Source organism: Arthrobacter sp. AOP36-A1-22, from assembly GCF_052377615.1.
In the GTDB taxonomy this organism is placed as follows: domain Bacteria; phylum Actinomycetota; class Actinomycetes; order Actinomycetales; family Micrococcaceae; genus Arthrobacter_H.
Window position 1 is genome coordinate 1 of record NZ_JBQSWX010000036.1, and the last position, 17,257, is coordinate 17,257.

The 17,257-nt window shown below is 68.3% G+C and carries 18 protein-coding genes; 14 read left to right on the forward strand and 4 right to left on the reverse strand.

Annotated features, from left to right (window positions below):
- Together ACT3S2_RS14995 and ACT3S2_RS15000 are read right to left on the reverse strand one after the other, a co-directional pair.
- Positions 1–661: hypothetical protein (locus tag ACT3S2_RS14995; RefSeq protein ID WP_444561864.1), on the reverse strand; the 661-nt coding region annotated here is incomplete at its 3' end.
- An 89-nt stretch (positions 662–750) separates the two neighbouring features.
- Positions 751–1,239, reverse strand: coding sequence for an inorganic diphosphatase (locus ACT3S2_RS15000; RefSeq protein WP_444555194.1), 489 nt, complete (start codon positions 1,237–1,239; stop codon positions 751–753).
- A 128-nt stretch (positions 1,240–1,367) separates the two neighbouring features.
- Between ACT3S2_RS15000 and dacB the strand changes: the two genes are divergently transcribed.
- From dacB to panC, 14 genes are all read left to right on the forward strand, one after another.
- On the forward strand, positions 1,368–2,906 hold the full coding sequence (gene dacB, locus ACT3S2_RS15005) for a D-alanyl-D-alanine carboxypeptidase/D-alanyl-D-alanine endopeptidase (RefSeq protein ID WP_444561865.1): 1,539 nt from the start codon (positions 1,368–1,370) through the stop codon (positions 2,904–2,906).
- Between the two features lie 94 nt (positions 2,907–3,000).
- Entirely contained in the window at positions 3,001–4,146 is a 1,146-nt protein-coding gene (locus ACT3S2_RS15010) for a zinc-dependent metalloprotease (protein WP_444555192.1), read from the forward strand.
- Between the two features lie 2 nt (positions 4,147–4,148).
- A complete protein-coding gene (tilS, locus tag ACT3S2_RS15015; RefSeq protein ID WP_444561866.1) occupies positions 4,149–5,198 on the forward strand; it encodes a tRNA lysidine(34) synthetase TilS in 1,050 nt (349 codons plus the stop codon).
- 60 nt (positions 5,199–5,258) lie between these two features.
- Entirely contained in the window at positions 5,259–5,810 is a 552-nt protein-coding gene (gene hpt / locus ACT3S2_RS15020; RefSeq protein ID WP_444555190.1) for a hypoxanthine phosphoribosyltransferase, read from the forward strand.
- A gap of 150 nt (positions 5,811–5,960) precedes the next feature.
- The gene (gene ftsH, locus ACT3S2_RS15025; RefSeq protein WP_444555189.1) at positions 5,961–8,081 is read left to right on the forward strand and encodes an ATP-dependent zinc metalloprotease FtsH; all 2,121 of its coding nucleotides are present in this window, start codon (positions 5,961–5,963) and stop codon (positions 8,079–8,081) included.
- 25 nt (positions 8,082–8,106) lie between these two features.
- A complete protein-coding gene (gene folE / locus ACT3S2_RS15030) occupies positions 8,107–8,718 on the forward strand; it encodes a GTP cyclohydrolase I FolE (RefSeq protein WP_444561867.1) in 612 nt (203 codons plus the stop codon).
- 6 nt (positions 8,719–8,724) lie between these two features.
- A complete protein-coding gene (gene folP, locus ACT3S2_RS15035) occupies positions 8,725–9,666 on the forward strand; it encodes a dihydropteroate synthase (RefSeq protein WP_444555187.1) in 942 nt (313 codons plus the stop codon).
- A gap of 2 nt (positions 9,667–9,668) precedes the next feature.
- On the forward strand, positions 9,669–10,064 hold the full coding sequence (folB, locus tag ACT3S2_RS15040; RefSeq protein WP_444555186.1) for a dihydroneopterin aldolase: 396 nt from the start codon (positions 9,669–9,671) through the stop codon (positions 10,062–10,064).
- On the forward strand, positions 10,061–10,567 hold the full coding sequence (gene folK / locus ACT3S2_RS15045) for a 2-amino-4-hydroxy-6-hydroxymethyldihydropteridine diphosphokinase (RefSeq protein WP_444555185.1): 507 nt from the start codon (positions 10,061–10,063) through the stop codon (positions 10,565–10,567). The genes folB and folK overlap by 4 nt, the downstream gene beginning before the upstream one ends.
- Positions 10,568–10,573: 6 nt before the next feature.
- A complete protein-coding gene (locus tag ACT3S2_RS15050) occupies positions 10,574–11,077 on the forward strand; it encodes a DUF3180 domain-containing protein (RefSeq protein ID WP_444555184.1) in 504 nt (167 codons plus the stop codon).
- Complete coding sequence (locus tag ACT3S2_RS15055; protein ID WP_444555183.1) at positions 11,058–11,570, forward strand: PH domain-containing protein; 513 nt, start codon at positions 11,058–11,060, stop codon at positions 11,568–11,570. The genes ACT3S2_RS15050 and ACT3S2_RS15055 overlap by 20 nt, the downstream gene beginning before the upstream one ends.
- Complete coding sequence (locus ACT3S2_RS15060) at positions 11,567–13,129, forward strand: PH domain-containing protein (protein ID WP_444555182.1); 1,563 nt, start codon at positions 11,567–11,569, stop codon at positions 13,127–13,129. The genes ACT3S2_RS15055 and ACT3S2_RS15060 overlap by 4 nt, the downstream gene beginning before the upstream one ends.
- A complete protein-coding gene (locus ACT3S2_RS15065; RefSeq protein ID WP_444555181.1) occupies positions 13,122–13,997 on the forward strand; it encodes a Rossmann-like and DUF2520 domain-containing protein in 876 nt (291 codons plus the stop codon). The genes ACT3S2_RS15060 and ACT3S2_RS15065 overlap by 8 nt, the downstream gene beginning before the upstream one ends.
- 34 nt (positions 13,998–14,031) lie before the next feature.
- Positions 14,032–14,997 carry a pantoate--beta-alanine ligase gene (gene panC, locus ACT3S2_RS15070; protein WP_444555180.1) on the forward strand — a complete coding sequence of 322 codons (966 nt, stop codon included), beginning with the start codon at positions 14,032–14,034 and terminating at the stop codon, positions 14,995–14,997.
- Between the two features lie 2 nt (positions 14,998–14,999).
- Here panC and ACT3S2_RS15075 read toward each other — a convergent pair whose 3' ends face one another.
- Together ACT3S2_RS15075 and ACT3S2_RS15080 are read right to left on the reverse strand one after the other, a co-directional pair.
- Positions 15,000–15,884, reverse strand: coding sequence for a phosphotransferase family protein (locus ACT3S2_RS15075; RefSeq protein WP_444555179.1), 885 nt, complete (start codon positions 15,882–15,884; stop codon positions 15,000–15,002).
- Positions 15,881–16,909, reverse strand: coding sequence for an NAD(P)H-dependent flavin oxidoreductase (locus ACT3S2_RS15080; protein WP_444555178.1), 1,029 nt, complete (start codon positions 16,907–16,909; stop codon positions 15,881–15,883). Before ACT3S2_RS15080 ends, ACT3S2_RS15075 begins: the two co-directional genes overlap by 4 nt.
- Positions 16,910–17,257: the final 348 nt, after the last annotated feature.

Sequence of the window (17,257 nt, forward strand, 5' to 3'; positions counted from 1 at the left end):
CCCCTGCGGCGGGTCGGTCCGGTTCCCTGCCGGGATCATAGGGGTAGGTGGCCGCCGGCAGCCGGTCGGGCCCCGCCACGAGCGACAGCAGCCGGGCCACCGCCGGACGGCAGGCCCACTCCTCGTTCCAGTTCGACCGGACCACCGCCTTGGAGACCGCTTGGGCGGTGATCCCCAGTTCCGTGGCGATCGCCTTCTGCTGGCCGCGGACCCCGGGGATCATCAGATCCAGGACGGACCATTCGGCTTCGGTCCTGGTAGCGACGATCCGACCGACCAGCCGGGCCACCGCCTCCGCTTCGGAGGCCACCTCGGAGTCGGGGCCGGCGACGGCCAGGGGAATGCGCTCACCGGTCTTCTGGGCCCGGTTCACGGCTCGCCGGGCATAGACCAGGCCGAAGCCCTCGGCGTCGGCGATCAACTCGGGAAACGGTGCCTGCACCGGGCCCACGCCGATGCCCACATGCCACCGGTGTTGCCGCAAGGCGGTCAACGCCGCCTCGAGGGCGTGCTCCGGGGTGGTCAGGACGCCGATGGCCTCGTCGCCGAAGGAGCGTTGGAAGGGCACCAGCGTCGGGATCGGCGCGAGCGAGGCGATCAGCTCCTCGATCCGGTCTCCGACCTCGCGTGAATCGCGTTGATTGATGGTGAGGACGAACATGGCACCAGTCTGCCCGACGATCAACCGTTGACGGTTGATTCGGCGGTCGTGCCGTCGACCGGATCCACGCTGGTCCAGCGGAGGGGCTGCTAGTGGCCGGTGGTGGCGAACCGTTCGATGGAACGGGTGAGTTCGGCTTCGGCCGCGGCGCGGCCCTCCCAGCCCTCGGCCTTGACCCACTTGCCCGGTTCCAGGTCCTTATAGTGCAGGAAGAAGTGCTCGATCTCCCGGATCAGCCACTGGTCCACATCCTCGAGTTCGCGGATGTGGTCGTAGCGCTTATCCGCCGGGACGCAGATCAGCTTGGCGTCCCCGCCGCCGTCGTCGGTCATGTTGAAGACGCCGATGGGACGCGATTCCACCAGCACGCCGGGGACCAGGTCGATGCCCGGCATCCAGATCAGTGCGTCCAGCGGGTCGCCGTCTTCGCCGAGGGTGTCCTCGAAGTAGCCGTAGTGGGTCGGGTATTGCATGGGGGTGAACAGCACGCGATCCAACCGCAAGCGGTGCGTTTCGTGGTCGATCTCGTACTTGACGCGGGATCCGGTGGGGATCTCGACGGTGACGTCATGGTTCATGGGGTCCTCGACTTTCATGCGGTGGGGCGGGCCGGACGCAGGAAACGGCCGCGCGCCGTCTAGGCTTAAAGCTGCTGCCTCCAGAGTATAGGGCGGCGAAGGGCAACCACTACTCGAGGAAGAAGCCGATGAAACGCTCCCTGCGGACGCTGACCTCCTTGCTGCTGGTCGTGGTCATGGGAGTCCTGGCCGGGGTACTGGTGCTGAACCTGCTGCCCGCCTTCCCGGGACTCGCCTCGGCGGTGGACCTGCCGTCGATCCCGAACTCGTCCACGGCGCCGACCGAACCGCCAGCCGAACCCTCCGCGGCGGTGCCCAGCGTGGCCCCGGCCACGGCCACCGCCCTGGCCCCCTTGGACGGGGACGCGGAACGCCCCGAGGCCGCGGTGCTGAAGAAATCGCTGGATGCCGCGTTCAAGAAGACCCCGGGAGGCAGCTTCACCGCGGAGGTCACCGATCTGTCCACCGGCAAGGTCCTCTACAGCCGCAAGGGAGACAAGACCAGCGCCCCGGCGTCGAACCTGAAGATCCTCACCGCCGTCACCGCCCTGAAACAGTTGGGCGGGGAAACGACCCTGCCCACGACGGCGGTCCTGGGCGCCGATGACACGGTGGTGCTCGTCGGGGGTGGGGACGTGCTGCTGGGGGCCGGCCGCTCCGAGCCCGACGCCACCGTCAGCCGTGCCGGATTGGCGACCCTGGCCCGGCAGACCGCGACGGCATTGTTCTCCTCCGGGAAGATCGCCCCCGGGAAGAAGACCGAACTGGACGTCGTGGTGGATGACACCCTGTTCACGGGGGCGGCGCTGAACCCGGTCTGGGACGAATCGTTGATGACCACCTCGAACATCTCCGCGGTCCAGCCGCTGGCCATGTACGGGGCCCGCCAGGACGGCGGGGCCAAGAGTGCGCGGGTGCCGGATCCGGCGATGACGGCCGCCACCACGTTCCGCACCGCACTGTCCAAGGCGGTGGCCGCCGAACAGAAGAAGGCCGATGCGCAGCAGAAGAAGGACCCCGCCAGCGCCTCCCCGGCGGCCGCCGGCCCCCCGAAGCTGAGCATCGGCAAGAAGGTCGTCCGCGGCGAAGCAGGAACCGGGGCCACCGAATTGGCGCAGGTCCGTTCGGCGTCGGTGCTGGAACAGCTGGCCTTCATGGGCAAGGAGTCGGATAACTACGTCGCCGAGACCATGGGCCGGCTCGCGGCCATCGCGGCCGGCCGGGCGGCCACCTTCGGCGGGGCCACCGACACATTGCGGGCCACCGCCGAATCCTTGGGCGTGGAGGTGGAGGGCCTGTCCCTTTCCGATGCCTCGGGCCTGTCGGACCGCAACCGGTTGAGCCCCCACCAGCTCACCGACATCATCCGTGCCGCCGCGAGGTCCACGGACCCGGATCTGCGCGACGTGTCCTACCTGTTGCCGATCTCCGGGGCCACCGGGACGTTGGAGGACCGGTTGACCTCGAAGGCGACCCGCGGGCAGATCCGCGCCAAGACCGGCACGCTGACCGGGATCGCCACCCTGGGCGGGACCGTCGTCACCGCCGACGGGCGGGTCCTGGTCTTCGCCTTCTTCGGCCACGGATTCGACGGCGGGCTGGGTCCGGCACGGGACGGGCTGGACCGGGCGGCCGGGGTGCTGGCCGGCTGCGGGTGCACCACCTGAGCACCTGCCCGCCCGGGACGCCGGCCGGCGGCCGTGGCTACGCCTGAAACGAAATGACGGACAGCGTGGGTCCGCCCGTGGTGAGATGGGACGCATGGGAACTTCCGCCACGAACACGCAGCTCATCAACTGGGACGCCGCCGGGACCACGGCCGAACGCCTGGCCCGCCCCGGCCCGAAGCTGGACTCCGGGCAGATCGACACGGTGGTGGAGGACCTGCGGGTGAAGGCCGACGCCTCCGTGGAACACGTCCACCGGATCACCGGGCTCGAGGCCGCCCGTGACCTGCGCGACTCCACCGTGCTGGTCGTGGATCGCGGGACCTGGGCGCGGGCCAATGTACAGAGCTTCGAAGGGCTGCTGGCCCCGGCCATGGAACGCCTGCTGGCCTCCCAGGAAGGCAGGATGTCACCGGCGGCCATCGCCGTCGGCGGTCGCACCGCAGGCGTCGAACTCGGCGGCATCCTGGCCTTCCTCGCCTCCAAGGTGCTGGGCCAATACGATCCGTTCGCCGGGCTGCTCGGCGGGGGACCCTCCGGCGGACGGTTGCTCATCGTGGCCCCGAACATCGTGGAGATCGAACGTGAACTCAAGGTCGACCCCGCGGATTTCCGGCTCTGGGTGTGCCTGCACGAACAGACGCACCGCGTCCAGTTCGCCGCCGCCCCCTGGTTGCGGGCCCACCTGCAGGAGACCATCGCCGAAATGACCGGCTCACTCATGGACTCACCCGGTGGTCTGGCCGAACGGCTCAAGGCCGCCGGACAGGACGCGATGTCCTCGCTGGGCCGCAAGGGCCAGGACGCGGGGACGACGGCGGGGGCCCCGGCGGGACCGCAGTCCTCGGCCGGGCTGCTCTCGGCGCTGCAGGATCCCGAGGGGCGGGCCCTGATGAGCCACCTCACCGCGGTCATGTCCCTGCTGGAGGGCCACGCCAATGTCGTGATGGACGCGGTGGATTCCTCGATCGTGCCCAGCGTGAAGACCATCCGTCAACGCTTCAACGCCCGCGGCGGCAACCGCGGGGCGATCGAGACGTGGATGCGCAGGTTCCTGGGCCTGGAGGCCAAGATGCGCCAGTACCGGGACGGGCAGCGCTTCGTGGGGGCCGTGGTCGACCAGGTCGGGATGGAGGGGTTCAACCTCGTCTGGGAGCACGCCGGGAACCTGCCCACCGAACACGAGATCCACCATCCCCGGGAGTGGATCGAGCGCGTGGTCCCCAGCACGGCAGGGTAGCCGTGGGAGGCCATCTTCCCCCGGCCCTGGCCAGGGCCCGCCGGGCGATCCTGGACAGCGTGGGATCCCCCGACCCCCAGCGACCTCCGGCGTTCGTGCTCATCGGCTGCAGCGGCGGAGCCGACTCCCTGGCCCTGGCGGCGGCCGCCGCCTTCCTGGTCGGCAAACAGCAGCTGCGTGCGGGGGCGGTCATCGTGGACCACGGGCTCCAATCCGGAAGCGCCGACGTCGCCGAGTCGGCGGCAACCCAGCTGCGGGGGCTGGGACTCGAACCGGTCCTGGTGCGCAGGGTCGCCCCCGAGGGGTCCTCCGAAGCCGACGCCCGCCGGGCCAGGTATGCGGCCTTCGACCAGGCGCTCGCCGACACCGGGGCTTCCGCGCTGTTGCTGGGCCATACCCTCGACGACCAGGCGGAACAGGTGCTGCTGGGCCTGGCCCGGGGATCGGGCCCCCGGTCACTGGCCGGGATGCCCGCCTCCCGCGGCCCGTACCTGCGCCCGCTGCTTCGGTTGCGCCGCACCGATACCGAAGCCATCTGCGCCCATGAAGGCCTCGAGTACTGGGTGGACCCCAGCAATGCCGACACCTCGCTGCTGCGCAACCGCGTCCGGCACGAACTGCTGCCCCTGCTCGAGGACTCGTTGGGTCCCGGACTATCCGAGGCGTTGGCCCGCACCGCGATCCTGGCCCGCCGCGACGCCGACCACCTCGACGCCGAAGCCGCCGAGGCCCTCGCCCGGCTCCGGCTGCCCTGCCGCGACCCGGCCAGCGTGCTGCTGGACCTGACGCTGTTGCGGGGGCTCGGCCAGGCGTTGCTGGGCCGGGTGTTGCGCAGCGCCGTCGTCCACTGTGGTGCCCCGGCGCCCGGATTCGAACGGGTGGCGGCCTTGGAGCAACTGGTCGGCGACGGCCGATCCGCGGGCCCCATCCAATTGGACGGGCATGCCCGGGCCAGACGCCACCGGCGCGGAACCCACCCGGAAACGGCCCGCGCCGTCATCGCGATCACCGGCCCCGGTTCTGCACCGACGCCCGGGCTGTGGCAATCTTGAACCCTAAGGCGCACTCCCTTTAAGCCGTTGCGCAGGCACAACCGATCACAGGAGCCATTCGTGGATTCGAACGACGTCACCGCCGACCTGGCACACGTTCTATACACCAAGGAAGAAATCCAGGAGAAGATCAACGAGCTGGCCGCCCGGATCGACGCCGATTACGCCGGTCGCGACATCCTGGTGGTCGGCGTGCTCAAGGGCGCGGTGATGGTCATGGCCGACCTCGTGCGGGCCCTGCACTCCCACGTGAACATGGACTGGATGGCCGTGTCCTCCTACGGTTCGGGAACCCAGTCCTCCGGCGTCGTCCGGATCCTCAAGGACCTGGATACCGACCTGTTGGGCAAGCATGTGCTCATCGTCGAGGACATCATCGATTCCGGCCTGACCCTGTCCTGGCTCAAGGCGAACCTCAACTCCCGCGGCCCGGCCTCGGTGGAGATCTGCACGCTGCTGCGCAAGCCCGAGGGCGCCAAGGTCGAGATCGACGTGAAGTACGTCGGCATGGACATCCCCAACGAATTCGTGGTCGGCTACGGGCTGGACTTCGACGAGAAGTACCGCAACCTGGACTTCATCGGCACCCTGGCCCCGCACGTCTACCAGTAGGACGACGGCGGGATCCTTACGCCGTCAGGGGAACTCCCGGGCGCGCTCGGTCGTGGTTAGACACGAGGGTGATCTGATAGGGACACCGAATACTTTTCCGGACGACACGTCGTCCGCGACCAGGAGGGATGGGGGTCGGGCCCCCAACGCATGAACGTCAAGAAGATCTTCAACAGCTGGGCCGTCTGGGTCCTGATCGGTGTTGCGGCACTGCTCATCTTCCTGCCGAGCCTCACCGCGGGGAACACCGGCCGGGTGGATACCAGCGTCGGGCTGGAACTGCTCAAGAACGACAAGGCCTCCGAGGCGAAGATCTACGACGGGGACCAACGGGTCGACCTGTCGCTGAAGGACGACTTCACCCTCGACGGCGACGACCTGGGCAAGAAGGTCAGCTTCTTCTACTCCACCGCCCGCGCCACCGACGTGGTCCAGGCGATGGACGACGCCAAGCTCGACGGGTTCACCGACCAGCCGGTGGAAAGCAACTGGTTCGTGAGCATGCTCGGGTTCATCATCCCGTTCCTGCTCATCGCCCTGCTGTTCTGGTTCCTGCTCTCCCGGGCCCAGGGTGGCGGCAACAAGGTCATGAAGTTCGGCAAGTCCAAGGCCAAGCTGATCACCAAGGACATGCCCCAGGTGACCTTCGTGGACGTGGCCGGCGCCGAGGAAGCCGTCGAGGAACTCCACGAGATCAAGGAGTTCCTCGAGGAGCCCGCCAAGTTCCAGGCCGTCGGCGCCAAGATCCCCAAGGGCGTGCTGCTCTACGGCCCCCCGGGTACCGGCAAGACCCTGCTCGCCAAGGCGGTGGCCGGGGAAGCCGGCGTCCCGTTCTACTCGATCTCCGGTTCGGACTTCGTGGAGATGTTCGTCGGCGTCGGTGCCTCCCGCGTGCGTGACCTCTTCGAGCAGGCCAAGACGAACTCACCGGCCATCATCTTCGTCGACGAGATCGACGCCGTCGGACGCCACCGTGGTGCCGGGGTCGGTGGCGGCAACGACGAACGCGAACAGACGCTGAACCAGCTGCTGGTGGAGATGGACGGCTTCGACGCCAACACCAACGTCATCCTCATCGCCGCCACCAACCGCCCCGACGTCCTGGACCCGGCCCTGCTGCGTCCGGGCCGCTTCGACCGTCAGATCCCGGTGGAGGCCCCCGACCTGGTCGGTCGCGAACAGATCCTCAACGTCCACGCCCAGGGCAAGCCCATGGCGGACAACGTCGACCTGAAGGCGGTGGCCAAGAAGACGCCCGGATACACCGGTGCCGATCTGGCCAACGTGCTCAACGAGGCGGCCCTGCTGACCGCCCGCTCCAATGCCCAGCTGGTCGACGACCGCGCCCTGGACGAGGCGATCGACCGCGTCATGGCGGGACCGCAGAAGCGATCCCGGCTGATGAAGGAGCACGAACGCAAGATTACCGCCTACCACGAGGGCGGCCACGCCCTGGTCGCCGCGGTCATGCGCCAGACCGCCCCGGTGACGAAGGTGACCATCCTGCCGCGTGGCCGGGCCCTGGGCTACACGATGGTGGTGCCCGAGGACGATAAGTACTCGATCACCCGCAACGAACTGCTGGATCAGATGGCCTACGCCATGGGGGGCCGGGTCGCTGAGGAGATCATCTTCCACGACCCCTCCACCGGGGCCTCGAACGATATCGAGAAGGCCACCGGGACGGCCCGCAAGATGGTCACCGAATACGGCATGAGCGAACGCGTCGGCGCCGTGAAGCTCGGCTCCGCGGGCGGGGAACCGTTCATGGGACGTGACGCCGGACAGGACCGGGGGTACTCCGATGCGATGGCAGGGGTCATCGACGACGAGGTCCGCGCCCTGATCGACGCGGCCCACGACGAGGCCTATGCGGCGCTGACCGAGAACCGCCACGTCCTGGATCGTTTGGCCTTGGCTCTGCTGGAGAAGGAGACCCTGAACCAGAAGGAGCTCGCCGAGATCTTCTCCGATATCGTCAAGCAGCCCGAACGGGTGGTCTGGCTCTCCAAGTCCAGCCGTCCGGTCCACCCCGAGGGTCCCGTGCTCTCCCCGCTGGAACGCCGGCAGGCCGCCGAACGTCATGAAGGGTCATCCGCAACCGAGGACGAAGGCCACGCCGACGCCGTGGTGGATCCGGGGTCGGGCCCGTCCCTGCCCGGAGGGAACCCGGGTCCCGATACCGGGGCGGACGGTGGATTCGGCCCCGGAACCGGAGGCGGGGACACCCCCGGCCTGCCCGGTGCCGATGGACCCGGCAACCTCGACTGAGCCCACTCAGGCTAGGATCTAGATCGTGAGCACCCTAGAGGAAGAAGGCACCGTCGTGTCCGAAACCGCCAGTCCCGTGGACCAGGAACGCATTGCCGCCGCGGTGCGGGAGATCCTTTATGCCATTGGCGAGGATCCGGACCGGGATGGGTTGGTGGAGACCCCCCAACGGGTCGCCAAGGCCTATACCGAGTTCTTTGCCGGGCTGCACGGGGACCCGGCGGACTTGTTGTCGACCACCTTCGACATCGACCATGACGAGCTCGTGCTGGTCAAGGACATCCCGTTCTACTCCACCTGCGAACACCACCTGGTTCCCTTCCACGGCAGCGCCCATATCGGGTACATCCCGGGGCCCGACGGGAAGGTCACCGGGCTGAGCAAGCTGGCCCGGCTGGTTGAACTCTATGCACGGCGCCCCCAGGTCCAGGAGCGGCTGACCACCCAGATCGTGATGGCCCTGATGGACCATCTGCAGCCACGCGGTGCCATCGTCGTGATCGAATGCGAACATATGTGCATGTCCATGCGGGGCGTGCAGAAGCCCGGCGCCAAGACCGTCACCAGTGCCATGCGCGGGCAGTTGCGCGATCCGGCGACCCGCGCCGAGGCGATGAGCCTCATTCTCGGAAAGTAGGTCACCATGTCCCTCGGAGCAATCCCCGGAACCGGTCCCGCCACCTCCCCGCTACCGGTCATCCGTGCCGTGAAGTCGGCGAAGAACGTCGCGCAACTGCCCAAGGACCGCACGTTGGTCATGGGGATCCTCAACGTCACGCAGGATTCCTTCAGCGACGGCGGGAAATACCTCAAGACCGATGACGCGATCCAGCACGGGCTCCGCATGCTCTATGCCGGGGCGGACATCATCGACGTCGGCGGGGAATCCACCCGCCCCGGTGCCGACTACGTGGACCCCTCCGCCGAGCAGGGGCGCATCGTCCCGGTCATCGCCGCCCTGGTCAAGGCCGGTGCGATCGTCTCCGTGGACACCATGCACACCGCCACCGCCCGCGCGGCCCTGGACGCCGGGGCACAGATCATCAACGACGTCTCCGGGCTGACCCATGAGGCAGACATGCCGGCGCTGGTGGCCGAACGCAAGGTCCCCTACGTGCTGATGCACCGCCGCGGGGACCAGCAGACGATGGTCTCCGAAGCCAACTACGATGACGTCGTGGCCGAGGTCGTCAACGAGCTGAAGACCGTACGCTCCACGTTCACCGACGCCGGGGTCGCCCCCGAGCACATCGTCATCGACCCGGGACTGGGCTTCGCCAAGGATCCCGAGCACAACTGGGCGCTGCTGCAGGCCATCCCCGAGTTGAAGGCGCTGGGGCACAAGGTCCTGATCGGCACCTCGCGCAAGAGGTTCCTCGGGGCGCTGCTGGCCGAGGCCGGCAAACCGGCGCCCCCGGCCGAACGCGATGTCGCCACGGCCGCCACCAGTGCCCTGGCAGCGGTCGCGGGAGCCTGGTGTGTCAGGGTGCACGACGTCGAAGGGACCCTGGACGCGCTGAAGGTCGCCGCCGCGTGGACCAACCCCGCCTCCGCCGGGTCCTCCTCCGCGCCGGCGGGAGCCTGATCATGGGTGGAGGTTCCTCTCCCGCGCCGACGGACGTCCGGGACCGGATCTGCCTCAGTGGCATCACCGCCATCGGCCACCACGGGGTCTTCGAACACGAGAAGCGCAACGGACAGCCCTTCGTGGTGGATGTCGTGCTGTATACGGACATCCGCCCCGCCGAAGCCTCGGACGAGGTGTCCGACACCGCCCATTACGGCGAATTGGCCGAGCGGGTCAAGGACGAGATCACGGCGGGCCCCTACAACCTGATCGAGAAGCTCGCGGGACGGCTGGCCAGCATGGTGTTGGCCGAGTTCGACGTCGCCGCGGTGGACATCACCGTGCATAAACCCAAGGCACCCATCGAGGTCCCCTTCGGTGACGTGAGCATCCACATCCATCGGGAACGGGAATGAGCACCCCGGTCCGGGCGGTGCTGGCGTTGGGCAGCAACTTGGGCGAACGCTCCTCCACCCTCACCGATGCCGTCGCCGAACTCGTGGCCGACCCCGCGGTCCGGTTGTGCCGGGTGTCGCCCCTGGTCCAGACCCGGCCCGTCGGTGGCCCCGGGGGCCAGCCCGACTTCCTGAACCTGGTGGTGGAGGTCGAGACCACGCTTGCGCCGTTGGATCTGCTGGCCTGGTGCCAGTCGGTGGAACAGGACCACCACCGCACCCGCGAGGTCAGGTGGGGTCCCCGGACCCTGGATGTCGACGTGATCATCTACGCGGACGTGGTCTCCGACGACGAGATCCTCACGCTGCCCCACCCGCGGGCCGCCGAGCGTGCATTTGTCCTGCAGCCGTGGGCCTGGATGGATCCGGAGGCAACATTGGGCGGACGCCCGGTGGCGGAACTGGCCGCCGAGGCCGCCGATCTTCAGGGGCTTAGCCTCTACACCGCCGGCGAGGACGGCTGAATCCCGATGAACACCATCCGCCCGCTCTGGTTGCTGCTGATCTGCCTGGGATCGGCCCTGGCCGGTTGGACGGCGCAGCTGCTGCTGACCACCAACGGCTTCACCTCCCCGGTGCTCCAATGGCCGTCGCTGGTCACCATGGTCGCCGGCATGGCGATCACCTTTGCGTTTGGGCTGCGGGTCAGGCGCTATACCCAGGGCAAGCTCAAGCGCCGCCTCGACCCGTTGCAGGCCGCCCGGACCCTGGTGCTGGCCCAGGCCACCGCCTACGCCGGTTCGCTGATCGGCGGATGGCATATCGGGTTGCTGCTGGATGTGCTGCGCGGCGCCGGCTGGGGCAACCAGGTGGTGATCTCATCCCTGGTAATGATTATCGGTTCGCTCGTGATGGTTATCGTGGGGTGGGTCGTGGAGCAGTTCTGCAAGCTGCCTCCCGAGGACCCATCGGCCCCCGGGGCGGGGAGCCGGAAACGGGAGGAAGACGAAGGGTATGCCGCAGGAACCAATTGATCCCCAGGGCCTGGTGTTCCAGCGGGTCTCGCCTGCCTATGCGAAGGTGCGTTTGGTCGGCTGGGCGATCTCGGCGTTGGTGACCTGGGCCGTGCTGGCCGTGCCATTGGTCCTGATGCTGACCGGCGTCTGGTCCGGTTACCCGGCCTGGCTGGCCTGGGGGCTGCTCGGGGTGGTCGTCGTCTTCGACGTGGTCCGCATGGCCATCATCCCCCGGCAGGTTCGGGCCATCGGCTACGCCGAACGAGACGACGACCTGCTCATCCGTTCGGGCTTGATGTTCCAACAGGTCCTGGTCGTCCCCTACGGTCGGATGCAGTACGTCGACGTCGCGGTCGGGCCCATCGACCGGGCCCTGGGCCTGTGCAAGGTCCAACTCCATACCGCCTCGACCACCGCCAAGGCGGAGATCCCCGGGCTGCCCTCCTCCGAGGGGACCCGCCTGCGTGAGCGTCTCTCGGCCCGCGGCGAGGCGAGGCTGGCCGGACTGTGACCGGCGATCAGGCGTCGATGACCGAGGCGGAGGAGTCGGCCCCCTGGCGTAGGGTCCACCCGGTTTCGCCGATGGTCAGGGGCTGGCTCGTCGTGGTGGCGTTCCTCTATTTCTTCGGCCAGAATTCGCTCAACAACATCTTCAGTGCCGGTGAACTGCCCCCCGAGGCGGATAAGGACTGGAGCTTCACCCCCAGCGTGCTGCTCGTCGTCGCCGGAGGCATCGGCATCCTGGTGTTGATCATGGCCGGTTTCTTCCTGTCCTGGTACTTCACCAAATACCAGGTCACCGCCAGGCACGTGCACGTGAACTCCGGCGTCGTCTTCCGCCAACAACGCCAGGCCCGGATCGACCGGGTCCAGGCCATCGACATCGTCCAGCCGCTGGTGGCCCGCATCTTCGGCCTCGCCGAACTGAAATTTGAGGTCGCCGACTCCGGATCCACGGCCATGCGGCTGGCCTATATCAAGCTGGACGCTGCGAAGGTCCTCCGCAATGACATCCTGGCCCGCGCCGCCGGACTGAAGCAGGAACGTGAGGCCGGCCCCGCCGGCGTCGTCCCCGCTCCCGGGGTCCCCGGGGCGGAGGGCCCGGCGGCGCGGTCCGCCGAACCCGCCTCCGCAGGACCCGCCCCGGCCCCGGGACCCGCCGGCGGAGAGCCCGTGTCCCCGGAGGCTCCCGAACGCACCGTGGCCGTGGTCCCGCCCCCGCGATTGATCGCCGCGACCCTGCTCTCCCCGTGGCTGGCGGCGGTGCTGCTGTTCGTCCTCAGCATGATTGTCGCCACCGTGGCCTCCGACGGCGAGATCAGCTTCTTCTTCGTCCTCCCGGGTCTCATCGGCGTCGTCCCCGTCCTGTGGGGCCAGTTCAACCAGGGCTACAACTTCCGCGCGGCCATGAGCGAAGACGGTTTGCGACTCAGCTACGGACTGCTGGAGACCAGCCACCAGACAGTACCTCCCGGCCGGGTGCAGGCGGTCATGGTCACCCAAGGGATCATCTGGCGGCGTTTCGGCTGGTACAAGGTCGTCGTCAACGTCGCCGGCTACGGCAATCAGGAAGGGGCGCTGCGTTCCACCCTGCTGCCCGTGGGCACACGGCAGGACGTGCTCAACGTGTTGTCCGTCGTGCTGCCCGAACCGGGGACCGAACGGCCCGCCGAACTGGTCGGGGCGGGGATCGGGGGCTCCGGAAGTGCGGAGGGGTTCATCACCTCCCCGCGCAGTGCCCGCTGGCTTTCGCCGTTCGCCTACCGCCGACAGGGATTCGCCGTGACCGATACGGCCTTGTTCTCGCGGGCCGGAGTGCTCACCCATTCGTTGGTGATCATCCCGCATGAACGCATCCAAGGCATCTTCCTCACCCAGGGGCCGTTGAACCGCCCGCTGGGACTGACGGGAATCGAATTCTGCACCACCGACGGACCGATCTCACCGAGGGTGAAGCAGATGTCGCTGCGGACCGGCCGTGAACTGTTCATGTCCCAGGCCTCCCGGGCGGCCCGGGCCCGCCGACTGAAGGACCGAGACCATTGGCTGGAAGAGGAAAATCATGAGTAAACCAGGACGTCTGGGCGTCGGCATCATCGGGGCCGGCAAGGTGGGGGCCGTCCTCGGGGCCGCCCTGCGATCAGCAGAACATGCCGTCGTGGGGGTCCACGCTGTCTCCGAAGCCTCGCGGGACCGCGCCGAGATCCTGTTGCCGGGGGTTCCCGTGTTGGAGATCCCCGAGATCGTCCGACGCTCGGAGCTGGTGTTGCTGGCCGTACCCGATGATGCGCTGCATCCTCTGGTGGAGGGCCTGGCCGAGGCCGGACACTGGCAGCCCGGCCAGCTGGTCGTCCACACCTCGGGACGCTACGGCACCGGGATCCTCGCTCCCGCCCAGGCGGCCGGGGCCATCCCGTTGGCCATCCATCCGGCCATGAGCTTCACCGGGATGTCCCTGGACTTGGTGCGCCTGAACGAATGCATGTTCGGGGTCACCGCCGCCTCGATGGTCCTGCCGATCGCCCAGGCCCTGGTCGTGGAGATGGGGGCCGAGTCCACGGTGATCGCCGAGGAGGACCGCGGGATCTACCATGCGGCGTTGGCCCACGCCTCCAACCACCTGGTCACCCTGGCGGGCCAGTCCTCCGAACTGCTGCGTCGCATCGGCGTGGAGGCCCCCGACCGGGTGCTGGGACCACTGATGCGCGGATCGTTGGAGAACGCGTTGGCCTCGGGGGAGGGCGCGCTGACCGGGCCCGTGGCCCGCGGCGATACCGGGACGATCACGGCGCACCGGGCCGCCCTGGCCACCGGGGAGGTGCCCTCCGACATCCGGGACGCCTATCTGGCGATGGGTCGGGCCACCGCCCAGCGGGCCCTGGAGAGGGGACTGCTCAACGAGACCCAGGCGGCCACCATCCTCGATGCCTTGTCCTGAGACGGCCGGGCCGTTGCGGGGATAGACTCGTCGCGTGAATACCACAGCACCGCCCCCCGGTGACGCAGGCGCCTTGGGCGCCACGCGTCCGCTTCTGGTTCGAACCGCCGCCGAACTGGCCGCCCTGGGCTCGAGGCTCCTGGCGCAGGCACCCGCCACGGACGGGCCCCGACGCCTGGGGCTGGTCCCCACGATGGGCGCCCTGCACGCGGGGCACGAACATCTGGTAAGTGCGGCCCGCGCGGAGAACGACGTCGTGGTCGTCTCGGTGTTCGTCAACCGCCTGCAATTCGATGATCCTGCCGATTTCGAACGCTATCCCCGCGACCTCGAGGCGGATCGCGCACTGCTGGCCTCGGCCGGGGCGGATATCGTCTTCGCCCCCGAGGAACCGGAGATCTATCCCGGAGGTGCGCCGCTGGTGCGTCTGTCCAGCGGGACGCTGGGGGAGAAGTTCGAAGGCGCCTCACGGCCCGGCCACTTCGATGGCATGCTCGCCGTCGTCGCCAAATTGCTGCATATCGCCCAGCCCTCCTCCCTGACCCCGGTCCCGGTGGAGTACAGCGCCTACTTCGGGCAGAAGGACGCCCAACAGCTGGCCATCGTGCGCCGCCTGGTCACCGATCTGTCCTACCCGGTGCGCATCCGAGCCGTCCCGATCGTGCGGTCCGCCGAAGGCCTGGCGCTGTCCAGCCGCAACCAGTTCCTCACCCCCGAACAGGCCGACGCGGCCCTGGTCCTGAGTCGGGCCCTGTTCCTGCTGGCCGATCGTGCCGCGGCCCACGAGGCGTTGATGATCGACGAGGCGGAGGACCTGATCGGCAGCCAGCCCCTGGTGGAGCTGGATTATCTCGAGGTGGTGGACCCCGACACGTTGGAACCCCTGGCCTTCAACTGCCGCGAAACCCCGTTCACCGGAGGCGCGCTGGTCCTGGTGGCCGCGCGGACCGGCCAGGTGCGGTTGATCGACAACATGCTGCTCGGCGACGCCGCGGACTGACCTCAGTGCGGGGGGAACCCGCTGCCCTGCAGGGTCCGGGCCAGCATGCCCCGGCCCTGCTCCTCGAAGGCCTGGTCACCGACCTGGTGCGCCCAGACGACCGTCCCCAATGACTGCATGAGTTCGTCGAGCAGGCGGCCCGCGTCCACGGTTCCGGCAGGAGGCACCGCCCCCTTCGGACGGTAGCCCTGCCGGAAGGCCTCCCGCAGCTGCGGACTCCCCAGGAAGTCACGATGTTCCATGCGGACCATATCGGTGTACCAGGGGCGCAGCCCGGCCCGCCCGAAGTCGATGATCGCGATCCGGCCGTCGGGACGACCGATCCAATTCCGGGGGTGGTAGTCGCCGTGGGTGGGGACCACCTCGACGGGTGAGGGGGTGAAGGCATCCAACCACCGCTGCACCCGGGACAGCTGCTCGGGCGGGGCCAGCCCCGGGGCCCGGTCCAGCCAGGTCAGGGTCTTGGAGAGCACGGAGTGTTCATAGTGCCCATCCAGGACCGGAACGGTCCCGCGATGCAGCCGACCCAGTAGTTCCCCTGCCTGTTTGAAGACCAGGGGGTCGTGCTCGTACCGGGAGCCGGTAGCCAGCTCCCCGTCGATGAACGTCTTCACCAGGAGTCCGGCCCCGGCGTCGTAGCCGAGCATTTCCGGTACGTCGGAGGCCAGCGGCTGCAGCCAGTTGCGGTGGGCCCGGGCTTCCCGGTCGAGATGGTGCGTGTCCTGGCAGGCCTTGAGCAGCAGCCGGCGTCCTGCGTCGATGAACTCCAGGACCGTGATGCCGTAGGGCCAACTATGGTCGACGATCCCGTGGGCCCGCGGGTACAGCTGGTCCAGACGGGCCCGCTGTCGAGGCGAAAGCCCGGCAAGGCCCCAGGAAGATGTCAACGGCCTCGACTCCAGCGGGCGGCGGCGGTACCGAGATGGGTGCGGAAGCCGGCCAGTTCGGCGACGATGTCGGCGGCACCCTCCTGACCGGCGGTTCGGGAGACCGACTGTCCGGCGTAGACGGGGGCGGTGGACACATCGGCGTGGGTGCGGGCCGCCTTGATGGTTTCGGTGATCGAGGGGTCCTTGGCCAGGGCATCGACCAGGCCTTCTCCGTCCTGGGCCCATTGCTCGGTGAAATCGTTGCGTAACGCCCGGCCCCCGAATTCGGTGGGCCAGGGGATGCGTTGGGCGATATCGAAGACCCGGGTGAAGATCGTGTCGTCCAACTCGGCCGCGGCAATCGCTTGTTTGACCAGGTCATGGCTGGACGATTCGGTCGAGGCCGCGAAACGGGTCCCGATCCAGGCAGCCTGGGCTCCGGCGGCCAGGACCGCGGCAACACCCCGGGCGTCGGCGATGCCCCCGGCCGCGATCACCGGTTTGCTGGTTGCCGCCAGGGCCTGCTGCAGCAACGGCAACGTGGCCACGTCATTGCGTCCATGACCGCCACCCTCCCCGCCACGGCAGACGACGACGTCGATATCCGGCTCGAGGGCCCGCTGCAGATCGGCATCGTTTCCCACCTGCATCGCGCAGAGAGCCCCGGATTCCCGAATCAGCGCTGCGGCGGGGCCCGGGTCACCGAAACTGACGGAAACAAAGGAGGGCCCGTGGTCCAGGATCTCGTGCAGGGGGTCCAGGGAGCGTTCCAGGACCCAGGCCATCAACCCGGCACCCCAGGCGCGTCCGGGGGCGCGGGCCAATGTGGCTTGTTCGCTGATCCACTCCTTCGTGGCGGTGGAGCCGATCCCGATCAGGCCCAACCCCCCGGCGGTACTGACGGCGCCGGCCAAGGCTCCGCCGGCGGCACCGGCCATGGGGGCGTTGACCAGTGGGTGGTCAAGACCCAAACGCGCGGGCAGGTCGAAGGCGACCGTCGGGACATCGACTGGCTGATCCGGGGCATCATGAACATTGGGCATGGCCCCATTCTAGGGACGGGGCATGTGATGCAGGACTCAAATCTCGGAATCGCAGAAATCGACCTCCAGGGGGCCGAAGCCGCCTTGATTCCCGCGGAATCAAGGGGTTTTCGGCGAAGAGGGCCTCCGATTTGGTGGGGCACCCGAATCCGTGTAAAGTTTTCTGAGTCGCCGAGACGAGTACAGCGGAAACGCAGACGATCGGAAGGCGGCCACCTAACAAAATCAGTCCTGAATGGACCGGGGCGTTTTGCGCCCCGAATCCAGTCTGGATCGATTGCGTAGAGTACCGCAGAAACACCGGAAACGATGGATTTGCGGATTGACACGCGGTAAGGTAAGTTAGAC